Raw genomic sequence first — 22447 nt, 5'->3', positions numbered from 1 at the left:
AGTGGGTTCATGCCGAAACCGACGCAGCCGGTGCCAACCGCACCGTCATGGGGCACGATGGGAAACGGATTCCGTCAGCGTCGACAACCATTCGCCGCGCGGAGCCCGCGTGTCATCGACTGCCGGGCACCACCCCGTCCCGGCCCCGATCGAGGAGTAGGCATCACCGTGACCGAACAGGCAGAGACGACCGAGCGTGCAGCGACGACCGAGCAGGCGACCACGGACGTCAGTGCGACCGATGGCGTGGCGGCCTCCGGAAGGCCGCAGGGACCCCGCGTGCGCGTCATCCGCGAGGGCGTCGCCTCGTATCTGCCCGACATCGACCCCGACGAGACCAGTGAGTGGCTGGAGTCCTTCGACAAGCTCGTCGAAGAACAGGGCCCGGCCCGCGCCCGCTATCTGATGCTGCGCCTCCTCGAGCGCGCCGGCGAGAGCCGTGTGGCGATCCCGTCGCTGACCTCCACCGACTACGTCAACTCCATCCCGACCGAGAGCGAGCCGTGGTTCCCCGGCGACGAGCAGGTGGAACGCAGCTTCCGCAATTTCCTGCGCTGGAACGCCGCGATCATGGTCCATCGCGCCCAGCGTCCGGGTGTCGGCGTCGGCGGCCACATCTCGACGTACGCGTCGTCGGCCGCCCTCTACGAGGTCGGTTTCAACCACTTCTTCCGCGGGATCGATCACGCCGGCGGTGGCGATCAGATCTTCATCCAGGGACACGCCTCCCCCGGCATCTACGCGCGGGCCTTCCTCGAGGGCCGCATCGGCCCCGAGCGGATGGACGGTTTCCGCCAGGAGCACAGCCACGCCGGCGAGGGCGGCGGACTGCCGTCGTATCCACACCCCCGGCTGATGCCCGACTTCTGGCAGTTCCCGACGGTCTCGATGGGCCTGGGCCCGATGAACGCGATCTACCAGGCGCGCTTCAACCACTACCTGCACGACCGCGGCATCAAGGACACCGCCGACCAGCATGTCTGGGCGTTCCTCGGCGACGGCGAGATGGACGAGACCGAATCGCGCGGCTTCGCCAGCTTCGCGGCCACCGAGGGCCTGGACAACCTCACCTTCGTCATCAACTGCAACCTGCAGCGCCTCGACGGACCGGTCCGCGGCAACGGCAAGATCATCCAGGAACTCGAGTCCTTCTTCCGTGGCGCCGGCTGGAACGTCATCAAGGTCATCTGGGGTCGCGAGTGGGACGCGCTGCTGCACGCCGACCGCGACGGCGCCCTGGTCAACTTGATGAACACCACCCCCGACGGCGACTTCCAGGGCTACAAGGCCAACGACGGCGCGTTCGTCCGTGAGCATTTCTTCAACCGCGATCCGCGCACGAAGGAACTCGTCAAGAACATGAGCGACGCCGACATCTGGAAGCTCAAGCGCGGCGGTCACGACTACCGCAAGATCCACGCCGCCTACGCCGCGGCGATGGCCCACAAGGGGCAGCCGACGGTGATCCTGGCCCACACCATCAAGGGCTACACGCTCGGCAAGCACTTCGAGGGCCGCAACGCGACCCACCAGATGAAGAAGCTGACCCTCGACGACCTCAAGGCCTTCCGCGACTCGACCCGCATCCCGATCAGCGACGCCGAGCTCGAAAAAGATCCCTACCTGCCGCCGTACTACCACCCCGGGATGGACGCCCCGGAGATCGAGTACATGCTCGACCGACGCAAGCAGCTCGGCGGTTTCCTGCCGGTGCGCCGCACCAAGGCCAAGGCGCTGAAACCCGACGTCAGCGGCGCACTGAAGACCGCGGGCAAGGGTTCGGGCAAGCAGCAGGTGGCGACGACCATGGCACTGGTCCGCATCTTCAAGGAGTTGTTGCGCGACAAGGAGATCGGCAAGCGGATCGTACCGATCATCCCCGACGAGGCCCGCACCTTCGGGATGGACTCCTGGTTCCCGACGCTCAAGATCTACAACCGCAACGGCCAGCTCTACACCTCGGTCGACGCCGAACTGATGCTCGCCTACAAGGAGAGCTCGGAGGGTCAGATCCTGCACGAGGGCATCAACGAGGCCGGATCGGCCGGATCGTTCACCGCGGTCGGCACGTCGTATGCCACCCACGACGAGCCGATGATCCCGCTCTACATCTTCTATTCGATGTTCGGGTTCCAGCGGACCGGCGACAGCTTCTGGGCGGCCGGGGATCAGATGGCCCGCGGTTTCGTCATCGGTGCCACCGCGGGGCGGACCACCCTGACCGGTGAGGGACTGCAGCACGCCGACGGCCATTCGCCGCTGCTGGCGGCCACCAACCCGGCGGTCGTCGCCTACGATCCGGCGTTCGCGTTCGAACTCGGCCACATCATCGCCGACGGTCTGAAGCGGATGTACGGCGAGCAGCCGGAGAACATCTTCTACTACATCACCGTCTACAACGAGCCGATCAGTCAGCCGGCGCAACCGGAGGATCTCGACGTCGAGGGTGTCCTCAGGGGCATCTACAAGTTCGCCTCGGCACCGGAGGGTAAGCAGTACCCGGCCAACATCCTGGTCTCCGGCGTGACGATGCCCGACGCCCTCAAGGCGCAGGGAATGCTCGCCGAGGACTGGAACGTCGGTGCCGCGGTGTACTCGGTGACGTCGTGGTCCGAACTCGCCCGCGACGGTGTCAAGGTCGACAAGGCCGCGGTCCGCAACCCCGCCGACGACCCCGGACAGGCCTACGTCACCAAGGTCCTCGGGCAGTCCGACGGCCCGTTCGTCGCGGTCAGCGACTACATGCGGGGAGTCCAGGACCAGATCCGCGCCTACGTCCCGGGCACCTATCTGACGCTGGGCACCGACGGCTTCGGCTTCTCCGACACCCGCCCGGCCGCCCGGCGTGTGTTCAACGTCGACGCCGAGTCGATCGTGGTCGGCGTGCTGGTCGCGTTGGCCCGCGACGGCCACATCGACACCTCGGTGGCCGCGCAGGCCGCCGAGAAGTACAAGATCACCGACGTGACCGCCGCGCAGGTGTCCTTCGCCGACACCGGCAGCGCGTAGCTGCCACTCCGAGTTCTCGGCAGGCCGATGCGTCGCGGTGAGGGCAGTCATGACCGCCCTCACCGCGGTCGTCGTCAGGTGGTCAGGTAGCGGTGGGTTCGCCGCGAAGGCGGTGGTGAGCTCGTCGATCATCCGCTGCGTGATCGGGTCGAGATCGTCCAGATCGTCGGGGTCCTCGCCGAGGTAGTCGAGTCGTTCGGCGATCATGGTCTCGGCGGTGAACTCCCGGCCGAATGCATGTCGATGTCGATGCTCACGGCGGGTGACGAGTATGACGATCACCGCGACTGGTCGGTCGGACGTATGGCACCGCCTACATTGAAGAGATGTCCGACGCGCGCGCCAACCAGACGCCCCCACCCACCGACGTCTTCGGTGAGCGTGGCGCCCACGTTCCGGCACCGGCGACCGTGCACGACGCACTGCCCGACACCCTGCTGCGTCGGGTCAAGCAGTACAGCGGTCGCCTCGCGACCGAGGCCGTGCACTCGATGCAAGATCAGCTCCCGTATTTCGCCGATCTCGACGCCGCACAACGCGCCAGCGTGCAGCTCGTGGTGCAGACCGCGGTGGTCAACTTCGTCGAGTGGATTCAAGATCCCGAGGGCAACGTCAAGTTCACCGTGCAGGCCTTTCAGGTGGTCCCGCAGGACCTCGCCCGCCGGATCACGCTGCTGCAGACCGTCGAGATGGTCCGTGTGGCGATGGAGTTCTTCGAGAAATGGCTCCCGTTGCTGGCCCGCAACGACGCCCAGCTGCGCGCCCTGACCGAGTCGGTGTTGCGCTACGGGCGCGAGATCGGCTTCGCCGCGGCCGCCATCTACGCCTCGGCGGCCGAGTCACGCGGTGCCTGGGATTCTCGCCTCGAGGCCCTCGTCGTCGACGCGGTGATCCGCGGCGACACCGGTCCACAGTTGATGTCGCGGGCCGCGGCACTCAACTGGGATTCGGACGCGCCGGCGACGGTGATCATCGGCGCGCCGCCACCCGAACAGAACGTCTCGGTGCCGCTGGCCATTCACAACACCGCCAAAGCCCATGAGCGAGCGGCACTTTCGGTGGTTCAGGGCAGTACCCTGGTGACCATCGTGAGCGGCGCGATCCGGCCGACGGACCCGTTCACGACCGCTCTGCTCGGGCATTTCGCCGACAGTCCCGTCGTCATCGGTCCCACCATGCCCAATCTCGGAACGGCCCACACCAGCGCCACCGAGGCGATGGCCGGCATCGCCGCAGTCGTCGGATGGCCGGGCGCCCCGCGACCGGTGCACAGTCTCGAATTGCTTCCCGAGCGGGCCCTCAACGGCGACGCGTCGGCCACTGCCACGCTCATCGACACCCTGGTTCGCCCGCTCGCCCACGGCGGCGCCGTCCTCAACACCACCCTCGAGGCGTACCTCGACTCCGGGGGGTCGGTCGAGGCCTGCGCGCGCGAACTGTACATCCATCCAAATACTGTTCGGTACCGACTGAAGAAAATTGCAGAAGTCACAGGACGTGATCCAACTAACCCTCGCGACGGGTACGTCTTACGTGTCGCCGCAACGGTGGGTCGTTTGACACACTTCAGGAACGAATCATCGTCTGCAGCCACTTGAGAAACATTTGCCACACCCCTGTTTCCACATTTCTGCTGGCAGACGCCCAAAGGACACGTTCGTGTAACGAATCTCAGAGTGATGACGATGCGGGTGGCGCACCGGTCACCTTTGTGGGAACCCTACAAATCCTTGTTCTGAGGTTCATAAACCTCTACACCGCCATCGGGCGGTCAAACAGTGTTCTCTGGTCACGTGCTCACGATGCTTGCGCCCGGTCAGGGCTCTCAGACTCCCGGCATGCTGACTCCTTGGGTCGAGCTCCCCGGTGTGCGCGACCAGCTCGCCATCTGGTCGAAGCTGATCCGTCTGGACCTGCTTCGCCTCGGCACCACGGCCACCGCGGAGGAGATCACCGACACCGCGGTGACGCAACCACTGGTGGTCACCGCGGCGCTGCTCGCCTACGAGGAGTACCGCAAGCGCGGTGAACTCCCCGCCGACGCCGTCATCGCCGGCCACTCGGTCGGTGAACTGGCGGCCGCGGCCATCACCGGCGTCATCAGTCCCGACGAGGCCGTGAAGCTGGCCGCCATCCGCGGCGGCGAGATGGCCAAGGCATGCGCTCTCGAGGACACCACCATGGCTGCGGTGCTCGGTGGTGACGAGCAGGTGGTGCTCGCCCGCCTCGATGAGCTCTCGCTGGTCCCGGCCAACCGGAATGCGGCCGGACAGATCGTGGCCGCTGGGCAGGCCGCCGCGATCGACGAGTTGATCGCCGCCCCACCGGAGAAGGCCCGTACCCGCAAGCTCGCGGTCGCCGGCGCCTTCCACACACACTTCATGGCACCCGCCCAGGACGCAGTCGCCGAGGCGGCCGCCGCCATCACTCCCGCCGACCCCGACCGGACCCTGCTGTCGAACTCCGACGGCCGCCCGGTCACCGACGGCGCCGACGCCCTGGCCAAGCTGGTCGCGCAGGTCACCCGCCCGGTGCGGTGGGATCTGTGCTCGGCGTACCTGCGCGAGAACGGCGTGTCCGCCCTCGTCGAACTACCGCCCGCCGGCGCGCTCGCCGGCATCGCCAAGCGTGAACTGAAGGGCACTCCCACCGTCGCGTGGAAGGCACCCGAGGACATCGAGAAGGTCATCGAACTTGGATAGCGGTCGCGGCTGACCGCGACCCCCGGAAATCCGGCTTCGTGCCGGATGTCCAAGCAACGTGTGAGTGCGTCGTGCACGCATGGTGCTCCGGAGTTACACATCACTTTCGAATTCAGAAGGGATCCACCCACGTGGCTGCCACCCAGGAACAACTCATCGCCGGCATCGCCGAAATCATCGAGGAAGTGACCGGCATCGAGCCGTCCGAGGTGACGATGGACAAGTCGTTCGTCGATGACCTGGACATCGACTCGCTGTCGATGGTCGAGATCGCCGTGCAGACCGAGGACAAGTACGGCGTGAAGATCCCCGATGAGGACCTCGCGGGCCTGCGCACCGTCGGCGACGCCGTCGGCTACATCCAGAAGCTCGAGGCCGAGAACCCAGAAGCCGCTGCTGCCATCCAGGCCCAGATCGAGGCAGAACAGAACTCGTGAGCTCGCCTTCCCTCCGCGAGTACTCCACGCTGGGCGGGAACTTCCCGAGCGTGGTGGTCACCTCGATGGTGGCCACCACCTCCCTCGGCGTCGACCTCGACTCAACCTGGCAGGGTCTCCTCGACGGCAAGACCGGCATCCGGGAGCTGACCGACGACTTCGTCACGAAGTACGGCGAACTCCCGTGCCGCGTCGGTGGACGGCTACTGGCCGATCCCGCCGAGGAGGTCACCCGTGTCGAGGCACGCCGCATGGCCTATGTCGAGCGCATCGCACACGTCATGAGCAAGCGCCTGTGGGCGCAGGCCGGTGAACCCGAGGTCGATCCGGAACGCCTGGCCGTCGTGCTCGGCACCGGTCAGGGTGGCGGTGACGCCATGGTCGACGCGGTCAAGGCCATCGAGGAATCCGGCAATTACCGCAAGGTCTCCCCGCTGGCCGTCTCGATGGCCATGCCCAACGGACCTGCTGCCGTCGTCGGACTCAACGTCGGTGCCCGCGCCGGCGTGATCACGCCCGTCTCCGCCTGCTCGTCGGGTGCCGAGGCGATCGCGCACGCGTGGCGCCACATCGTCATGGGTGACGCCGACATGGTGGTCACCGGTGGCGTGGAAGGTCACATCGACGCGATCCCCATCGCCGCGTTCTCCATGATGCGCGCGATGAGCACCCGCAACGACGACCCGGCCGCGGCCTCACGTCCATTCGACAAGGACCGGGACGGCTTCGTCTTCGGCGAGGCCGCCGCGATGTTGATCCTCGAACGCGAAGAGCACGCCAAGGCGCGCGGTGCGCACATCCACGCACGCGTCCTCGGTGCCGGGATCACCTCCGACGGTTTCCATCTCGTCGCCCCCGATCCCAGTGGTCAGGGCAACGCACGGGCGATGGCACGCGCCATCCAGACCGCCGGGTTGACCAAGAGCGACATCGCTCACGTCAATGCGCATGCCACCTCGACCCCGATCGGCGACACCGCCGAAGCGGTCGGCATCAAGGCGGCCATCGGCGACCACGCCGCGGTGTACGCCCCGAAGTCGGCACTGGGCCACTCCATCGGCGCCGTCGGTGCACTGGAGTCGGTACTGACGATCAAGAGCGTCGAGGAGAGCATCATCCCGCCGACGCTCAACCTGGAGAATCAGGACCCCGAATGCGAGATCGACGTCGTACACGGTGAGGCCCGCAAGGGTCAGATCGATTACGCGGTGAACAACTCGTTCGGGTTCGGTGGACACAACGTGGCCATCGCATTCGGGCGGTACTGACGCCACCTCTGTCCGACAGGAGACGACGCGTTGAGCATATTGGCCCCCATCGACGGCCAATCGGGATCTGCCGATCCCCGCGACCCCGTGTTGCGACTGACCACCTTCTTCGATGTGGGTTCGATGTCGCTGCTGCATCCCCGCGACAAGTCGGGTGTGCAGGCCGCCATCGGTCTGGTCCACGGCGTACGCACCGTCTCCTTCTGCACCGATGGCACCGTGATGGGCGGTGCCATGGGTGTGGTCGGATGTGCCCACATCGTCGGAGCCATCGACACCGCGATCACCGAACAGGCTCCGGTGGTGGGCATCTGGCATTCCGGCGGCGCCCGGCTCGCCGAGGGCGTCGAGGCGCTGCACGCCGTCGGCGGGGTGTTCGAGGCGATGGTCCGCGCGTCCGGATTCGTCCCGCAGATCTCCGTCGTCGTCGGTTTCGCCGCGGGTGGTGCGGCCTATGGTCCGGCGCTGACCGATGTCGTCATCATGGCCCCCGAGGGCCGCGTGTTCGTCACCGGTCCCGACGTGGTGCGCAGCGTGACCGGCGAGGACGTCGACATGGAAACGCTCGGCGGCCCGCTGACTCACGGCAAACGCTCCGGTGTCAGCCACATCACCGCCAACTCCGAATCCGACGCCTACTGGCGGGCGCGGCGCCTGGTGCACACCTTCACCGCCCAGGGCAGCATCGACCCCGCCCACGCACGGGCCCGCGACACCGACCTCAAAGCCCTTCTGCCCGAATCGAATCGGCGTGCCTACGACGTGCACCCGGTCATCGAGGCACTCCTCGACGGCGGGCTTGCCCCCGACGGCCGCACCGAGATCTCGAGTTTCGAAGAATTGCAGGCCAAATGGGCGCCCAACATCGTGATCGGATTCGGCCGGCTGGCCGGGCGCAGCGTCGGCGTCGTCGCCAACAATCCGCTGCGCATGGGCGGCTGCCTCAACTCCGAAAGCGCCGAGAAGGCGTCCCGCTTCGTCCGCCTCTGTGACGCCTTCGGCGTCCCGCTGGTGGTCATCACCGACGTCCCCGGCTACCTCCCCGGCGTCGGGCAGGAGTGGAACGGCGTGGTCCGCCGCGGCGCAAAACTGTTGCACGCCTTCGCCGAGTGCACCGTCCCGCGCGTCACGCTGGTGACCCGCAAGATCTATGGCGGCGCCTACATCGCGATGAACTCCCGAGCCCTCGGCGCCACCGCGGTGTTCGCCTGGCCGGGCTCCGAGGTCGCCGTGATGGGCGCGAAGGCCGCCGTCGGCATCCTGCACAAGAAGGCGCTCGCGGCCGCACCCGACCACGAACGTGACGCCCTGCACGATCGTCTCGCCACCGAACACGAGGCACTCGCCGGCGGCGTCGGCCGAGCGCAGTCCATCGGCGTCGTCGACGAGGTGATCGATCCCGGCCGCACCCGCAGCATCATCGCTGATGCTCTCGCGGCCGCGCCGGCACGACGCGGACGGCACAAGAACATTCCGCTGTAGCACCCGGCACACAGATAGGTCTAAGTACCCAAAAACGCTGCGATGGCGTCTTTTTCACGCGCGTTCGTTTCCTCAGGGCCTACACTTGACCCCAGATGAGCACCACCCGAGGCAACAACATGTCAACGACGACACCCGCCCGTATTCGCACCCTGATGGCGATCATGGCGTGCGCGTCGGCGGCACTCGTCGCGTTGTCCCCGGCTCCCCAGGCCCACGCCACCACACCCGCGCCCCCGCAGGTGGGTGCCGGTCTCATCATCGCCGCCACCCCGGAGCCCGACCAGGTGGTCTATTGCGTCCTCGCCGGCGCCGGACACGACAGCACCGGGCAACAGCTCGCATTCACCGCGGGTCACTGCGCCGGTCTGGGATCGATCGTCCGCTCCATCGACCAGACCGCGGAGCTCGGCACGGTGATCGCGCGGCGGGTTCCCGGTACGCAGATCACCGAGATCGATCAACTCGACTACGCCCTGATCCGCCTGCATCCCGGTGTGCGCGTGGGTCCGGTCCCCGGTGCACCGATCCATCCCACCCGGATCGGTGCACCATATCTCGGCGAGATCGCCTGCAAATACGGTCCCGGAGTGATCTTCCCGGGTGAACGGTGTGGGGTGATCGATCGGGTCAGCGCGGTCGAGTTCGACACCTTTGCCTTCGCGATCTACGGCGACTCCGGCAGCCCGGTGTACAACCCTTCGCACACCCTGATCGGCATTCTCTCGCGTCCGTGGTCGGTACCGATGCTCTCCACCACGACGGTGACCCGTATCGACGCCGCAGTCCGCCACGCCCGCTCCAGTGGCGCCCTCGTCGGCCAGTTCACACCGAGGGCGTAGTCACCGGCACCCACCGACACATTTCGGCCCCGGGCAATCCATCCCGGGGCCGAAACATGGTGTCCTCGTCGGTGTTCGAAGATCAGCCCACCCGCTGCGCCAGCCAGGTGACCTCGGCGCCGTAGCCGCCCATCCGGTAGTTTTCCAGGGCGTTGTCCCACGCGGTGCCGAGCGCCGACTCGATCTCGCCGGCCAGGCCGGCGCTGTCGGGTTGCGACTCGATCATGGCGCGCAGTTGGGTCTCACCGATGATCACGTCACCGTTGGCGCTCATCGAACCGCGCCACAGACCCAATCCGGGCACGTAGCAGAAGCGTTCGCCGTCGACGCCCTCACTGGCGTTCTCGGTCACCTCGAAGCGCAGCGCCGACCACTCGCGCAGCGCGGTCACCAGACGCGCGCCGGTACCGACCGGGCCCGCCCAGTCGACAGTGGCGCGCTGCAGACCGGGCTCGGCGTCCTGTGCCGACCACTTCAGGTTCGCGCGTGCATTCAGGGTCGACGACAGAGCCCACTCCACATGCGGGCACAGCGCCACCGGCGCCGAGTGGATGTACACCACTCCTGTCGTCATGTCCGCAAACTGATTCAGATTGCGCACCTTGTTCACCTCCGGTTGTCGACGAGGAACGTCTTCCCCAACACACCTCGCAACACCGGATATCACAGTTCTGCGTTCAATTGTGCCTGACGATGCACGTGTTGCGCTAGTTCCTGGTGATAATTCGTGCGTTCAATGTGGTCAACGAGACGCCCGTAGTTCGGCGACGACGGCGTCGTTGAACTCGCTCCACAGCGGTTTCGCCCAGGTGCCGAACGGCCGGTCGGTGAGCACAACGCACGCCGCATCGAGGTCGGGATCGACCCACAGGAAGGTTCCCGACTGACCGAAATGACCGAACGTGGACGGCGAGTTGGTCGTCCCGGTCCAGTGCGGCGACTTGTGGGACCGGATCTCGAACCCGAGTCCCCAGTCGTTGGGCCGGTGCTTTCCGTATCCCGGGACGAAGCCGTCGAGACCGGGGAACCACACCGACGTCGCCGACGCCGACAACTCCGTCGAGATCAGTCGCGGCGACAGCAGGTCGGCGGCGAACACGCCGAGGTCGGCCGCCGTCGAGGTTGCCCCGTGGCCGGCCGGACCCACCAGCGCGGTCGCCGACAAGCCCAACGGCGCGCACACCGCGTCGGCGAGGTAGTCGGCGAACGCGATGTCGGTCGCCTGTTCGACGGTCTCGGCGAGCACCTCGAAGCCGGCGCTGGAGTAGATCCGGGCGGTGCCCACCGGCGCCTGCACCTCGCGACCGTCGAACGCCAGCCCCGAGGCGTGGGCGAGCAGGTGTGCGACGGTGGCGCCGGGTGGTCCGGCGGCGTCGTCGAGTTCGACGGCGCCCTCTTCGACCGCGACGAGAACCGCCTCGGCCACCAGGAGTTTGGTGACCGAGGCGAGTTCGTAGACGCGGTGCGTGTCGCCGTACTCGGCGACTATCCGGTTTCCGCTGACACAGGCCGCCGACACGTGGTCGACCGGCCACTGCGCGAGGGCATCGAGTGCTGACACATCACGCAGCGTACGCGGATCGACTCACCGATCCTCGTCGGTGTAGCGGATGACGCCACGAATGTTCTTGCCGTCCAGCATGTCCTGATAGCCCTGGTTGATCTGATCCAGACGGTACTGCCGGGTGATCATGTCCTCGATGTTGAGCTTGCCCAGCCGGTACATCGACAACAGCTGCGGGATGTCGAGCTTCGGGTTCGCGCCACCGAAGATGGTGCCCTGCAGGTTCTTCTGCAACAGGGTCAGCATCGCGAGGTTGAGGGTCACGTCGGATTCGAGCATGTTGCCCATGCCGGTCAGGACGCAGGTACCACCCTTGGCGGTGATCCCCATCCACGAGTCCACATCCTTGCCGTGCACCTCGCCGACGGTGACGATCACCTTGTGTGCCATGTGGCCGTAGGTGATCTCGGCGATCGCCGGGGCGGCCTCCTCGACCGAGGCGAATGTCTTTGTGGCACCGAACTTCATCGCCTGTTCGCGCTTCCACTCGACCGGATCGATCGCGAAGACGTTGCGCGCGCCGGAGATGACGGCACCCTGCAACGCCGCGGTTCCGACGCCGCCGACGCCGACGATGGCGACGTCCTCGCCGGGACGCACATCGCCACTGCGGGTCGACGAGCCGTAGCCGGTCGGGATACCGCACCCGACGAGCGCGGCGACCTCGAAGGGGATCGACTTGTCGATCTTGACCGCCGATGCCTCGTGAACCACCATGTACGGCGCAAACGTCCCCAGTAGCGTCATCGGGTAGACGTTCTCACCCTGGGCCGTGTGGATGCGGAAGGTGTTGTCGGAGACCGCTTCTCCCTGCAGGAGCATGGCACCCATGTCGCACAGGTTGGCCATCCCCGACCTACAGGACGGGCATTTGCCGCAGGACGGGATGAACGACAGAACCACGTGGTCGCCGACCTCGAAGTCGGTGACGCCCTCACCGATCTCCTCGACGACACCGGAGCCTTCGTGGCCACCGAGGATCGGGAACCCCGCCATCGGGATTCCGCCGGTCATCAGGTGATGATCGGAGTGGCACATTCCGGCCGCTTCCATCCGGATCTTGATCTCGTGTGCCTTCGGATCGCCGATCTCGATCTCTTCGATCTCCCACGGCTTGTTGAGTTCGCGCAGCAGCGCGCCCTTGGTCTTCAACGTGAACCTCCACTCGTGACCGGCCCGGAACACCACTGCCGGCCACGTCAGACGCGACCGGGGCGGATTCCTCACCAGCAGAACCAGGCAGCGTGACCCGTGTCACGCCTCCGGTCAGAATTGTAACGTGTTTCAGTTTTGGTGTGTAACGTGTTGCAGTTTTTCTCCGTGCGCACCGCGTCCACCGACGCCGGGATGTCGATCCGGATCAGTCGGAGAGTCCGGCGTCCTTGCTGCCGTAACTCGACCGCAGGGTCGGCTTGATGACCTTTCCGCCGGCGTTGCGGGGCAGCTCGTCGACGATGACGAGGTCCTTGGGATGCTTGAACCGGGCCAGGTTCTCGTTCAGGTACGGCTCGAGATCGGTCAGCGTGAGGTCGTGCACGCCTTCGGCGAGCACCACGACGGCCACCGGGACCTCGCCCCACTTCTCGTGTGCCCGACCGATGATCGCGGCCTCGGCGATCTTGTCGTGGCCGAACAGCGCGTTCTCGACCTCGGCGCAGTAGATGTTCTCGCCACCGGAGATGATCATGTCCTTGGCGCGGTCGACGACGTAGAGGAAGCCCTCCTCGTCCTGACGGACCAGGTCGCCGGAGTGGAACCACCCGCCGTGGAACGCGTCAGCGGTCCCCTGCGGGTTCTGCCAGTAGCCCTTCATCATGTTGGGTCCGCGGTAGACGATCTCGCCGACCTCGCCGGGGGCGACGTCGTTCATCTCCGGATCGACGACGCGCGCTGTCACCGCCGGGACCACCTTGCCGATCGATCCCAGCTTGCGCAGCGCGTCACGACCCTCGAGCACGCAGGTGATCGGCGACATCTCGGTCTGACCGAACACCGCGACGTTGAGCGCCTCGGGGAAGGTCTCGTTCATCGCGTTCAGGACCGAGTCCGACGCGGGTGCGGCACCCCAGCTGATCACGCGAAGCTTCAGGTCACGCGGACGTGCCTGCTGCGCGGCGCAGACGGCCTGCCACTGCGCGGGCACCAGGAAGATCGAGGTGGTGCCCTCTTTCTCCAGGGTGTCGAGCATGTCGTTGGGGTCGAACGCGCCGAGTGGGTGGATGACCGACAGGGCACCCATGTAGATCAACGGCGCCATCGCACCGAGGCCGGCGATGTGGAACATCGGTGCCACGCACGAACCGATGTCGTCGGTCCGGGTGTGCAGCGCCTGCAGACAGGTCACCGCCTGCGCCTGCAGGTTCTGGTGGGTCAGCATGGCGCCCTTGGGCTTTCCGGTGGTGCCGGAGGTGTACATGATGAGCGCGATGGTCTCTTCGGGTACGTCGATCTCCGAGAGATCGGCGGAATCCTCGTTCGCCAGCGCCTCGAAGGACAGATGCGCGTCGTTGGCCGTGTCGCCGACGACGATGATCTGCTCGATGGCCCCGGTCGCGGCACCGACGGCGTCGGCCAGCGGCGCGAGCAGCGACTCGGTGACGATGACCTTCGCGCCGCTGTCACTGACGAGGAAGGAGATCTCGGCCGGGCTCATCCGCACGTTGACCGGCACCGGGATGGCCCCGATGAGGTTGGCGCCCATCACGGCCTCGACGTACTCGGTGCGGTTGAGCAGCACCAGCAGGATGCGGTCGCCGAAGCCGACGCCGCGGCGGCTCAACGCCGCCGCGAAGGAACGGGAGCGCTCGTCGAGTTGCTTCCAGGTGGTGACCTGGCCGAGGAACTTCAGCGCGGCCCCGTCCGGGTTCATCGCGGCATGGCGCTTGACCTGGTTGTTCCAGTGATTGCGACGTGACCGCAGCGGCTCGGTGGTCAGGTCCTGGTCGTTGTCGAGGGTGGCAGTCATCGGCGATGGCTCCTTCATGCTTGGCGAGCAACGGGGCTCGGTTGTCGATCGAACGGGGCGTGTCGGGGTCAGACGCCGTGGGCGTCCAACCGGGAGTCAGTGACGCGCGGCGGCGAATGCCGCGAGCGCCGCGGAGAATTCGGGAGATTGGAGCAAGGTGGCCTGGCCGTCCAGTTCGCGGGCGAGTGCCGCTTCGAATCCGGCCATCGTATGTGCGTCGAGCGCCGCCTTGGTCAGCCGCAGGGCGGTCGGCGAGGCGGCAGCGAGTTTGGCGACCACGGCGCCGACGGTCTCGTCCAGCACGTCCCGGTCGGCCACCACATCGGTGATCAGTCCCGCGTCGAATGCCGCAGGCGCACGCAGCTTTTCGCCGAGCAAGGCCATGGCATTGGCCCGTGCCCGCCCCACCGCGGCGGATACCAGCATCGACGCCCCGCCATCGGGCATGAGTCCGATGTTGATGAAGGCGAGCAGGAAATACGAGCGCGCGGTGGCATAGATCAGGTCGGCCGAGAGCGCCAACGAGGCACCGATACCGGCGGCCGCACCGTCCACCGCGGCCACCACCGGCACCGGAACCGCTCGCACGGCGCGGGCCAGGTCAGAACCGTTGGAGATGATGCCGCGCGCCTGAGCCTTGCTGAATCCGTCGATCGCCCCGCCCTCGGCCATCGACGTCACGTCGGCACCGGTGGAGAAACTGCCGCCGGCACCGTCGAGCACGACGACGCGCACCGCGTCGTCGGTGGCCCAGCGGTGCAACGTGTCGATGATCGTGGTGCTCGCCGCGGTGTCGAGTGCATTCATCCGCTCGGGGCGCGAGATCGTCAGTCTGCCGACGCCGTCGTCGTCCAGCGTGACCACGACACCGGTCGCCTCACCATCGTTGATGTTGTCGCCCACCACTCCCCTGACGTCGTTTCCCAACCCGCGTCAACACGGGTCACACAGCGCTCACCGTACACCATGGTGAGATCTGAATCACGAGAATATTGGTTAACATATATGATTGCTAGGGCCCGTTTGCCTGCAGTTTTTGCAACTTTGCCCGTCATTACGATGGTGAAGCGGGTCTCCGGCTACGCTGACCCGTGTGACCGTCCGCAGCTCTGTTGACTCCCCCGACGACCCGCGCCGGGCCGAGTCGGCGCAGCGCCGGGAGCGGGTACGCCGACCCGCCGATCGTCGACGTCACCTGATCGAGGTCGCCGCGCGCCGATTCAGCGAGGGGGGCTATCACGCGGTACGCCTCGACGACATCGCCGAGGCCGCGGGCGTCTCGGCGCCCGCACTCTATCGACACTTCCCGAACAAGTACGCCCTGTTCGCCGAGGCGACGTCGACGTTGGCGCAGCGTCTGGCCGATGCGATTGACGGCATCGACGTGAACACCGACGATCCGCCGACCGAACTGGCACGGTTGCTCGCCGCCATCGCGGCGACCGCCGTCGACAATCGCCGAACCGGTGGCCTCTACCGCTGGGAGTCGCGATATCTCCTCGGCGCGGACCGCGAGTACGTCCGCAGCGTGGTCATCAACCAGCACTGCCGCCTGCGCTGCGCCCTCGTCGGCGTGCGCGCCGACCTCGACCGCCACGATGCCGACCTGTTGACCGCGGCGATGACCAGTGTGGTGGCGAGCCCCGCCACCCACCGCGCGTCGCTGCCGGCCCGCGAGGTTGCGTCGCTCCTGCGCGACGCGGCGATGAGTCTGGTCGATCTGGATCTGCCCCGCCCGGCGAAGAGCGCCGGTCAACCGACCGGCCTCGCGCCGAGCGCCCGCCGCGAGACGATCCTCTCCCAATCGATCAACCTGTTCGCGGCGAACGGTTTTCACGATGTGACCATCGAGGACATCGGCCAGGCGTCCGGTGTCGGCGCGTCCGGTGTGTATCGCTACTTCCCGAGCAAGGTCGCGATCCTCGAGGCAACGTTCCTACGGGCACAGGACCGGACGGCCGCCATCATCGCCGACGCCCTCGCCGCCTCGCGCACCCCCCGCGAGGCGATCACCGAACTGGTGCGCCGATACGTCGATTTGTGTTGCAACAATCCACAACTCATCGCCGTATACGAGACGGAGGTGGGTCATCTCGGCACCGCGACCCGCACCACGCTGCGCCATCACCAGCGCCTCAATGTCGAGGAATGGGCGACGTGGGTGACCCGCGAGCGTCCGGACATCTCGGCCACCGCCGCCCGTTTCCTGGTGCATGCGGAACTGGCCGCCATCGCCGACCTGGTGCGCGACAACGCCGCGCCCGATGCCGACCGGATCACCGCGGTCGGAGTACGAATCCTGTTGGGGAAGAACTGAACTGGTGGGGATGCTAGTTGTCGACCTCGAAGCCGTCGAGCAGCCAACGACCGTCCTCACGGGTGAGGGTGACCGATGCCCGTGACTGATAGGTGATCCCGTCGGGCACCTGACTGGCCACCTCGGGTGAGGTCACCTTCTGATCGATCGAGACCAGCACCACCGCATGCGTATCGCTCATCGACTCGATCCCGGCATGGTCGACGGTGCCCGTCGACGCGGCCTTGGCGTTGGCATTGCCGGCACGGGCATCCTGTGACGACGCGATGAAATTCTTGGCGAATGCGGGCGTCGACACCTCCCGGATCCGGCGATCGAGATCGTTGTAATCGGCAGCGTCGTATGTACTCAGCGACGCCGCGTACCGCTTGGCCGCGTCGATGACGGCGACGCGGTCGGCGTTCGACGGTCCCGCGGCGGCCGCCTGTTTCGCGTCGGCGAGTTGATAGGCCAGGACACCCGTGGCCACGGCCAACGCGATCACCACCGCAACCAGAGCTGCCACCAGCGCGAACAGCCGCCGGCTGCCCGCGACCTGCAGCTTCCGTCGGCGACGCCGCGGGCCGGATGACAACGAGCCGTCCATCTTGCGGGGAATCCGATCAGGATCGGTGACCTGGGACGACGCCTCGGCGGACGCGTCGCCGCCGGTCTCGTCCGTCGCGTCAGTATTCTTCAGGTCGACGGTGCGTCCTCGTCGCTTGTCGGCCTTGCGCTCGGCGTCGGCACGGATCTGTTCCCGGTTGCGCCGATTGGCGTCAAGGAAACTCTGACCGTCCAGCGGGGTCACATCGTCGTCGGCGGTATCGGTGGCCGACGCTCGCCCTTCGGTGTCGCGGGACTCTGTTTCCGACGGCTGCGCGTCGGGGTCGATGCCGTCGGCGTCAATGGCGGCTGGGTCGATGGCGGCTGGGTCAATGGCGGCTGGGTCGATGGCATCGGGGGCGATCGCGTCATTCAGTGCGTCAGGGTCACCGGCGGGGCTCGGCCGTCGGGGCGCAGGCGCGGACTTGGGCATGGCCACCAATGTAGCGACTGCGGCTGTGGCGCCGATCACCACTAGTGATATCACATGTATGTGATGCGATGGGAGATCCGGCGTGACGCGGTGTCCCACACCCCCCTGATCACCGCGACCGCCCATCAGAAGTTCGCCGACGAGCAGCTCAAGAAGGAGTGCTCAGCGCGGGCGCGACGGGGATTCTCTGTCGATCTCGGTGTCGGAACCCCGACTCGGACACGCCAACCTGACGTGCGGCGCCGAGACGGTCGACGGCGGCTGGATCATCAACGGCCAGAAGAGCTGGTGTACCAACGCCCACTTCGCCACATCGATCCTGCTGATCGCCCGCTGCCCCGCGAGGCGCCGATGGCCGAGTTTGAAGGTCACCGAGACGTAGCGTATGACCACCGAAGCCGCGCAGATGATGGGCGGTTACGGCTACGCAACAGAGTTCGCCGCGGAACACCTCGTGCGTGGCGCAATCATCTCGACGGTCTACGGTGACACCAATGAACTCCAGCGCGACATCATCGGCAAGACCTTCGGACCCTGAGCGTCCGAAGGCAGCCGCAGGCAGGACCGACCGGTCCCGCCTGCGGCGCCGACCACAGTTGTCCGAAGAGGTGGCGGCCCATCTCCGTCATCTGATCATGACCGCCGACTTCCGACCCGGCGAGTTCATCCGTCTGGACGAGACCGCCGAACGGCTCGGCGTCAGCGTCACCCCGGTCCGCGAGGCACTGCTCACCCTCCGCGGCGAAGGGATGGTCAGCCTCGAACCGCACCGAGGCTACCGGGTGTCCGATCTCGGCCGCATCGACGTCGACGACCTGTTCTGGCTGCAGGGCGAGATCGCCGTCAAACTCGCCCTACGCACCGCCGAGGTGATCACCGAGGAACAACTCGCCGAACTCGAGTGGTGCAACCGCACTCTCCGCGAGGCCGTCGACGCCGGCGACACCGCAGCGGTCACCGACGCCGAGTTCGAGTTCCACCGCACCCACAACCTGATCGCGGCCGGCAAGAAACTCGCCTGGTTCCTGTTGTCGGCGACGCGGTACACCCCGACCCAGCTTTACGCCTCCGATCACGAATGGGGTGAGGTCGCCGTCGACAGCCACGACCGACTTCTGACTGCCTACCGATCGGGCAACCACGACGAGATCATCACCCAGACCCGCCGCCAGTTCACCGACGGCGCCGCGCGACTCGTCAAACACCTTGAGCAGACGGGGATTTGGGACTGACGCCGAGTCGGCCGACCCAACTTGGCGCAGATACACGCTGAACTCCCACCTGCATGGAATGCATTGTGTGCAGATGGGAGTTCGGCGTGTGCGAAAACCAGACGCGCACCAAGGCGACGGCCACAGCACCCATCTTCACGGCATCACTCCCCGTCCCGTGGTCGCTTGGTCGCGATGCATGCGGGTCACGATATTGCCCGCCGGGAATGAGAGACGTCCGACACTGACGACCGACGACGCCCAGACATCCAGATCATCGGGAAGATTCAGGGTTCCATCGGCGCGGACACGATCAACGGTACGGAGCAGTGCGCCGACCAACACCGTCCAGTCGTGAGCTTCCGCGGAAGATATCCACTCCTCGGCCTGATTGGACCATCGCGAACGTTCCGGATCGTAGATCGGGCGCAGAGAATCGACGAACTGCAGCCACGTGCCGTGGTCCGGATCCTGAGATCCGCTGCGCTCATTGCATTCTCGGTGCAAACACGTGAGTAGTCCAGGGCCCAAGTGAGGAAAGCCGATTACAGCGGCGAGCAGTACCAGAGCTGACAGGCGCCTTGCAGCGGAAGTGTCGCCCGCCTCAAGCCTGCGGATGGCGCCGAGCAACCCGTAACTGTTGGCCAGCCGCTTGACCGACCGCGGCGTGGCGATGAGCGGTGGACCCAAGTATCGCAGCAACTGGAGTTCATCCGGCTCGAGCGCCAGAGGGTCGATCCGGTTGACGACGACCGGGTCAGGTAGCTGAGTAGTCGTATCCAGGTCGTTTCCATCGATCGTCGACGCGTCGCGGAAGTCGATGAACTCCGTCGGCGACGAGCGCTGCTGTCGGACGAGCGCGGCGGCTGGTGTCGTCTGCGATCCAATGTCGGCTCGCACGCCGACAAGTTCGTCGAGCATGGTGGTGAAGCCATGCTCGCTGAGCGGTGGAAGAGTGAAGGCGACCTGGAAGATCTTCTCCAGGTAGTGTTCGGGGGTCGACGACCACCGGTGGTGGTCGTCCTCCGTAGCAGCGCTCGGCGCCTCCGTCGGATGAGAGTCGTTGAAGACGAGGATGTCTCGATAATGGGCGGCAACAGAGCGCAACAACCAACGGGGGTCCACTGCAACAACCACCACAAACAGCGGAACCGCGAGCAGAAGATGTACAGCCTCCAGCATGTCCACCACTCGCCGAGGCGGACAGCGGTCGAGGTCGTCGACATAGAGCACAATGCGGTCGATGCGGGGAAGCTCGTCACCGCCGGAATCGGGCGCCTCCAACTCCTGCCGGCGGCGAGGATCATCTCCGTCATCACGCATCAAGATCGTCGCCATATGCTCGAAATCCTCGCGAACCCGGGTCATCAACCCCAGTGACTGGCGGTATCCGCCCTCGGCGAGTCGGTCGGTGACGACACCGGCAAGTTGTCCGGCGGCGGTCAGGTCCTGGAGTTCCCGGTTCAGCGCGGCAACTCTCGCCTCACTGACGTCCAACGCGCTCTGCGTTTGAAGATTCCAAGAACTCACGAGGTCACGCACTCGGGCCCGCGCGTTGCGAACCTGCCGTTCGACACTGCGATAGTTCTGTACCATCGGGCGTGCGAGAACAACCAGTCCGGCCGCAGCGAGGATCACGGCCTCCAGCCGCTCGCGGAACACGACCGCGCCCGCCACCGCGACGAGTAGTAACGCGGCACAAGCCCACCAGGCCGGCGATAGGGCACGAATCAGTTGCTTACCCTGCAGTCGCCGCACCCGGAACCACTGTCGCGTGCAGGCCACCGACCTGTACACGTCGTCGACGGCTCCTTCGCCCAGGTCGGGTATCGCGCCGGCGAGTTGGCTGCGTCGGTCGTCGAAATGATCGGTGGGCGCAGGGTTGCGCAGCGCCAATCGAAGCTCCGCCGACCGAGCACGTTCGGCGGAGATGCGCTCGTTGAGACGGCGCTCGGCAACGATCTCGGCGGCCAGACGCGACCGCTGACGCTGATCGTCGCCGACACTGCCGTCCCGTCCGCCCTTGGCGAGTTGCGTGAATACCTCCGACACCAGACTGGCCCACAAGTCAGCCTCGGCATAGTGCCAGGCGTTGAAGCACACCTGCCGCACGTTCTGATGTGAAACGGTTGGGCTTCCGCTTCGTGCCGTGCACGTCACCTCGTCTGACAACAACTGGACGAAATGACTCTTCCCTTCGCCCCACTCACCGAACAGCCCGATCGCGAGCGGCGGTCGGGCGGTGCGAGAGGTGATGAGTTCGGCCAACGCCGTTGCTTCGGTACGCCGCCCGAGCGAGTCCGACGAGGACACCGCGTCAGAACGGTAACCGGGTAACCGCGGCACCGAACGCTCTCGTACGACACGCCACATCTCGACGGAACCGTCGGCCGCACCGGTGGTAAGTGCACCTCCGCCCACGTCCGCCCACCCGCCCCACAACACTGCGCCCGAGTGTCCCCGGAGCTCCTGGTGCACGGCTCCGTTTCGCGTGTCCCACAAACGAATGGAGCCGTCACGGCCACCTGTGGCGAGCGTGGTTTCATCTCCAATCCTGCCCCATGATCCCCACAGAACACCACCTGTATGGCCCGTCAGGACATGACGTTCGGTGCCGTCGTTCGGATCCCACAGACGGACCGTTCCTCCGCCTCCACCGGTCGCGAGGACCATTTCCTGGCCCTGACGACCCCAGGCTCCCCAAAGAACACCACCGGTATGGCCGCGGAGGGCTTGAACCTCACCAACCGAAACGAGATCCCAAACCCGGACCGTCGCATCATCTCCGCCGGTGGCAAGGACTGTATCGCCGCCGCGACGCCCCCAAGCACCCCATAGCACCGCGCCACGGTGACCAGTCAGAGAATCTACCGATCCACCGGTGGTCGCGTCCCAGATGTCGATGTGTCCATCGTCGTCACCGACCGCGAGAACAACGGCCTGTCCGTACCTCCCCCATGCTCCCCACAGCGGAGTGCTGCCCCGGCCCTTGAGCACATGAACCGCCTTGCCATCACATGGGCTCCACAGCCGAACACTTCCGTCTGTAGACCCGGTCGCCAAGATTGCGTCCCTACCGACGACGCCCCATGCTCCCCAGAGAACACCACCTGTGTGGCCGTGCAGGACTTGTATGTCATTGCAGGAACGAGGGTTCCACAATCGGGTGGTTCCGCCTCCACCTCCGGTTGCCAGCACCATCTCTCCGCCGACACAGCCCCACTCTCCCCACAACACCCCATTGATGTGCCCGGTTTGGATCTCGCGGTGGGTACCAGTCACGGCGTTCCACAGCCCAATCGCACTTCCCCTGCCGCCGGTGGCCAGCACCGCGTCCCTCCCGACGCGCCCCCAAGTGCCCCATACCGCAACTGCGCCAGCGTGACGTCCAGCTGTATGACTCTTCCTCAACCGTAGACCGATCGCCACATCGGCAGCGGCGGTGGGTTTCAATTGGATCTGGTCATCTCTGCCCGAAACAGCCGAAAGCCCAGGGAGCTCTGCGACATTGAGCACGTCCAGTTCGTCGTCGGAGGATGATCCATCCCGGCATTTCCGGAGAGCTCAGGTTGTGAGTGCCTCCTCCGGATTGAGGGTGCGCATGTGAGCGTAGTGGAGTTGCTCAGCGTGGT

16 protein-coding genes and 1 pseudogene are annotated in these 22447 nt (G+C 66.2%); 10 read left to right on the top strand and 7 right to left on the bottom strand.

Features of this window, described 5'->3' with window-relative positions; translation table 11 throughout:
• The first annotated feature begins 57 nt into the window (after positions 1 to 57).
• From aceE to ACWETB_RS03160, 7 genes are all read left to right on the top strand, one after another.
• On the top strand, positions 58 to 3009 hold the full coding sequence (gene aceE / locus ACWETB_RS03190) for a pyruvate dehydrogenase (acetyl-transferring), homodimeric type (protein WP_452209246.1): 2952 nt from the start codon (positions 58 to 60) through the stop codon (positions 3007 to 3009).
• 326 nt (positions 3010 to 3335) lie between these two features.
• On the top strand, positions 3336 to 4607 hold the full coding sequence (locus ACWETB_RS03185) for a PucR family transcriptional regulator (protein ID WP_348804190.1): 1272 nt from the start codon (positions 3336 to 3338) through the stop codon (positions 4605 to 4607).
• A 195-nt stretch (positions 4608 to 4802) separates the two neighbouring features.
• Positions 4803 to 5711 (top strand): ACP S-malonyltransferase, encoded by a 909-nt coding sequence (locus ACWETB_RS03180; RefSeq protein ID WP_348804191.1) that lies wholly within the window; start codon positions 4803 to 4805, stop codon positions 5709 to 5711.
• Between the two features lie 131 nt (positions 5712 to 5842).
• On the top strand, positions 5843 to 6148 hold the full coding sequence (gene acpM / locus ACWETB_RS03175) for a meromycolate extension acyl carrier protein AcpM (protein WP_348804192.1): 306 nt from the start codon (positions 5843 to 5845) through the stop codon (positions 6146 to 6148).
• Positions 6145 to 7416: a KasA/KasB family beta-ketoacyl-ACP synthase gene (locus tag ACWETB_RS03170; protein WP_452209243.1), complete on the top strand. Its 1272-nt coding sequence runs from the start codon at positions 6145 to 6147 to the stop codon at positions 7414 to 7416. The genes acpM and ACWETB_RS03170 overlap by 4 nt, the downstream gene beginning before the upstream one ends.
• A gap of 30 nt (positions 7417 to 7446) precedes the next feature.
• Positions 7447 to 8898, top strand: coding sequence for an acyl-CoA carboxylase subunit beta (locus ACWETB_RS03165; protein WP_452209241.1), 1452 nt, complete (start codon positions 7447 to 7449; stop codon positions 8896 to 8898).
• Between the two features lie 95 nt (positions 8899 to 8993).
• The gene (locus ACWETB_RS03160; RefSeq protein WP_452209239.1) at positions 8994 to 9740 is read left to right on the top strand and encodes a hypothetical protein; all 747 of its coding nucleotides are present in this window, start codon (positions 8994 to 8996) and stop codon (positions 9738 to 9740) included.
• Positions 9741 to 9822: 82 nt separating this feature from the next.
• Here the strand turns inward: ACWETB_RS03160 and ACWETB_RS03155 are convergent, their stop codons facing one another.
• The 5 genes from ACWETB_RS03155 to ACWETB_RS03135 form a co-directional block, all read right to left on the bottom strand.
• On the bottom strand, positions 9823 to 10341 hold the full coding sequence (locus ACWETB_RS03155; RefSeq protein ID WP_348804196.1) for a DUF3145 domain-containing protein: 519 nt from the start codon (positions 10339 to 10341) through the stop codon (positions 9823 to 9825).
• Positions 10342 to 10482: 141 nt separating this feature from the next.
• On the bottom strand, positions 10483 to 11301 hold the full coding sequence (locus ACWETB_RS03150) for a serine hydrolase domain-containing protein (RefSeq protein ID WP_449743774.1): 819 nt from the start codon (positions 11299 to 11301) through the stop codon (positions 10483 to 10485).
• Positions 11302 to 11325: 24 nt separating this feature from the next.
• Entirely contained in the window at positions 11326 to 12456 is a 1131-nt protein-coding gene (locus ACWETB_RS03145; RefSeq protein ID WP_348804198.1) for an NDMA-dependent alcohol dehydrogenase, read from the bottom strand.
• Between the two features lie 208 nt (positions 12457 to 12664).
• Positions 12665 to 14269 (bottom strand): fatty-acid--CoA ligase FadD5, encoded by a 1605-nt coding sequence (gene fadD5, locus ACWETB_RS03140; RefSeq protein ID WP_452209236.1) that lies wholly within the window; start codon positions 14267 to 14269, stop codon positions 12665 to 12667.
• Between the two features lie 96 nt (positions 14270 to 14365).
• The gene (locus tag ACWETB_RS03135) at positions 14366 to 15175 is read right to left on the bottom strand and encodes an enoyl-CoA hydratase-related protein (protein WP_449743885.1); all 810 of its coding nucleotides are present in this window, start codon (positions 15173 to 15175) and stop codon (positions 14366 to 14368) included.
• 187 nt (positions 15176 to 15362) lie between these two features.
• Between ACWETB_RS03135 and ACWETB_RS03130 the strand changes: the two genes are divergently transcribed.
• On the top strand, positions 15363 to 16586 hold the full coding sequence (locus ACWETB_RS03130; protein WP_452209234.1) for a TetR/AcrR family transcriptional regulator: 1224 nt from the start codon (positions 15363 to 15365) through the stop codon (positions 16584 to 16586).
• Between the two features lie 13 nt (positions 16587 to 16599).
• Here ACWETB_RS03130 and ACWETB_RS03125 read toward each other — a convergent pair whose 3' ends face one another.
• On the bottom strand, positions 16600 to 17604 hold the full coding sequence (locus ACWETB_RS03125) for a hypothetical protein (protein WP_452209232.1): 1005 nt from the start codon (positions 17602 to 17604) through the stop codon (positions 16600 to 16602).
• Positions 17605 to 17709: 105 nt separating this feature from the next.
• Between ACWETB_RS03125 and ACWETB_RS03120 the strand changes: the two are divergent.
• Together ACWETB_RS03120 and ACWETB_RS03115 are read left to right on the top strand one after the other, a co-directional pair.
• Positions 17710 to 18142 (top strand): annotated as a pseudogene (locus tag ACWETB_RS03120) (acyl-CoA dehydrogenase family protein); the annotation flags it as partial.
• The gene (locus tag ACWETB_RS03115) at positions 18099 to 18836 is read left to right on the top strand and encodes a GntR family transcriptional regulator (RefSeq protein ID WP_452209230.1); all 738 of its coding nucleotides are present in this window, start codon (positions 18099 to 18101) and stop codon (positions 18834 to 18836) included. The pseudogene ACWETB_RS03120 and the gene ACWETB_RS03115, both read left to right, overlap by 44 nt.
• A 135-nt stretch (positions 18837 to 18971) precedes the next feature.
• Here the strand turns inward: ACWETB_RS03115 and ACWETB_RS03110 are convergent, their stop codons facing one another.
• A complete protein-coding gene (locus ACWETB_RS03110) occupies positions 18972 to 22145 on the bottom strand; it encodes a P-loop NTPase fold protein (protein WP_452209228.1) in 3174 nt (1057 codons plus the stop codon).
• Positions 22146 to 22447 lie beyond the last annotated feature (302 nt).

The sequence above is a fragment of the Gordonia sp. NPDC003950 genome (genome assembly GCF_053605205.1).
Note: the sequence above shows the minus strand (reverse complement) of the source record. Positions and strands in the feature narration are given on the sequence as shown.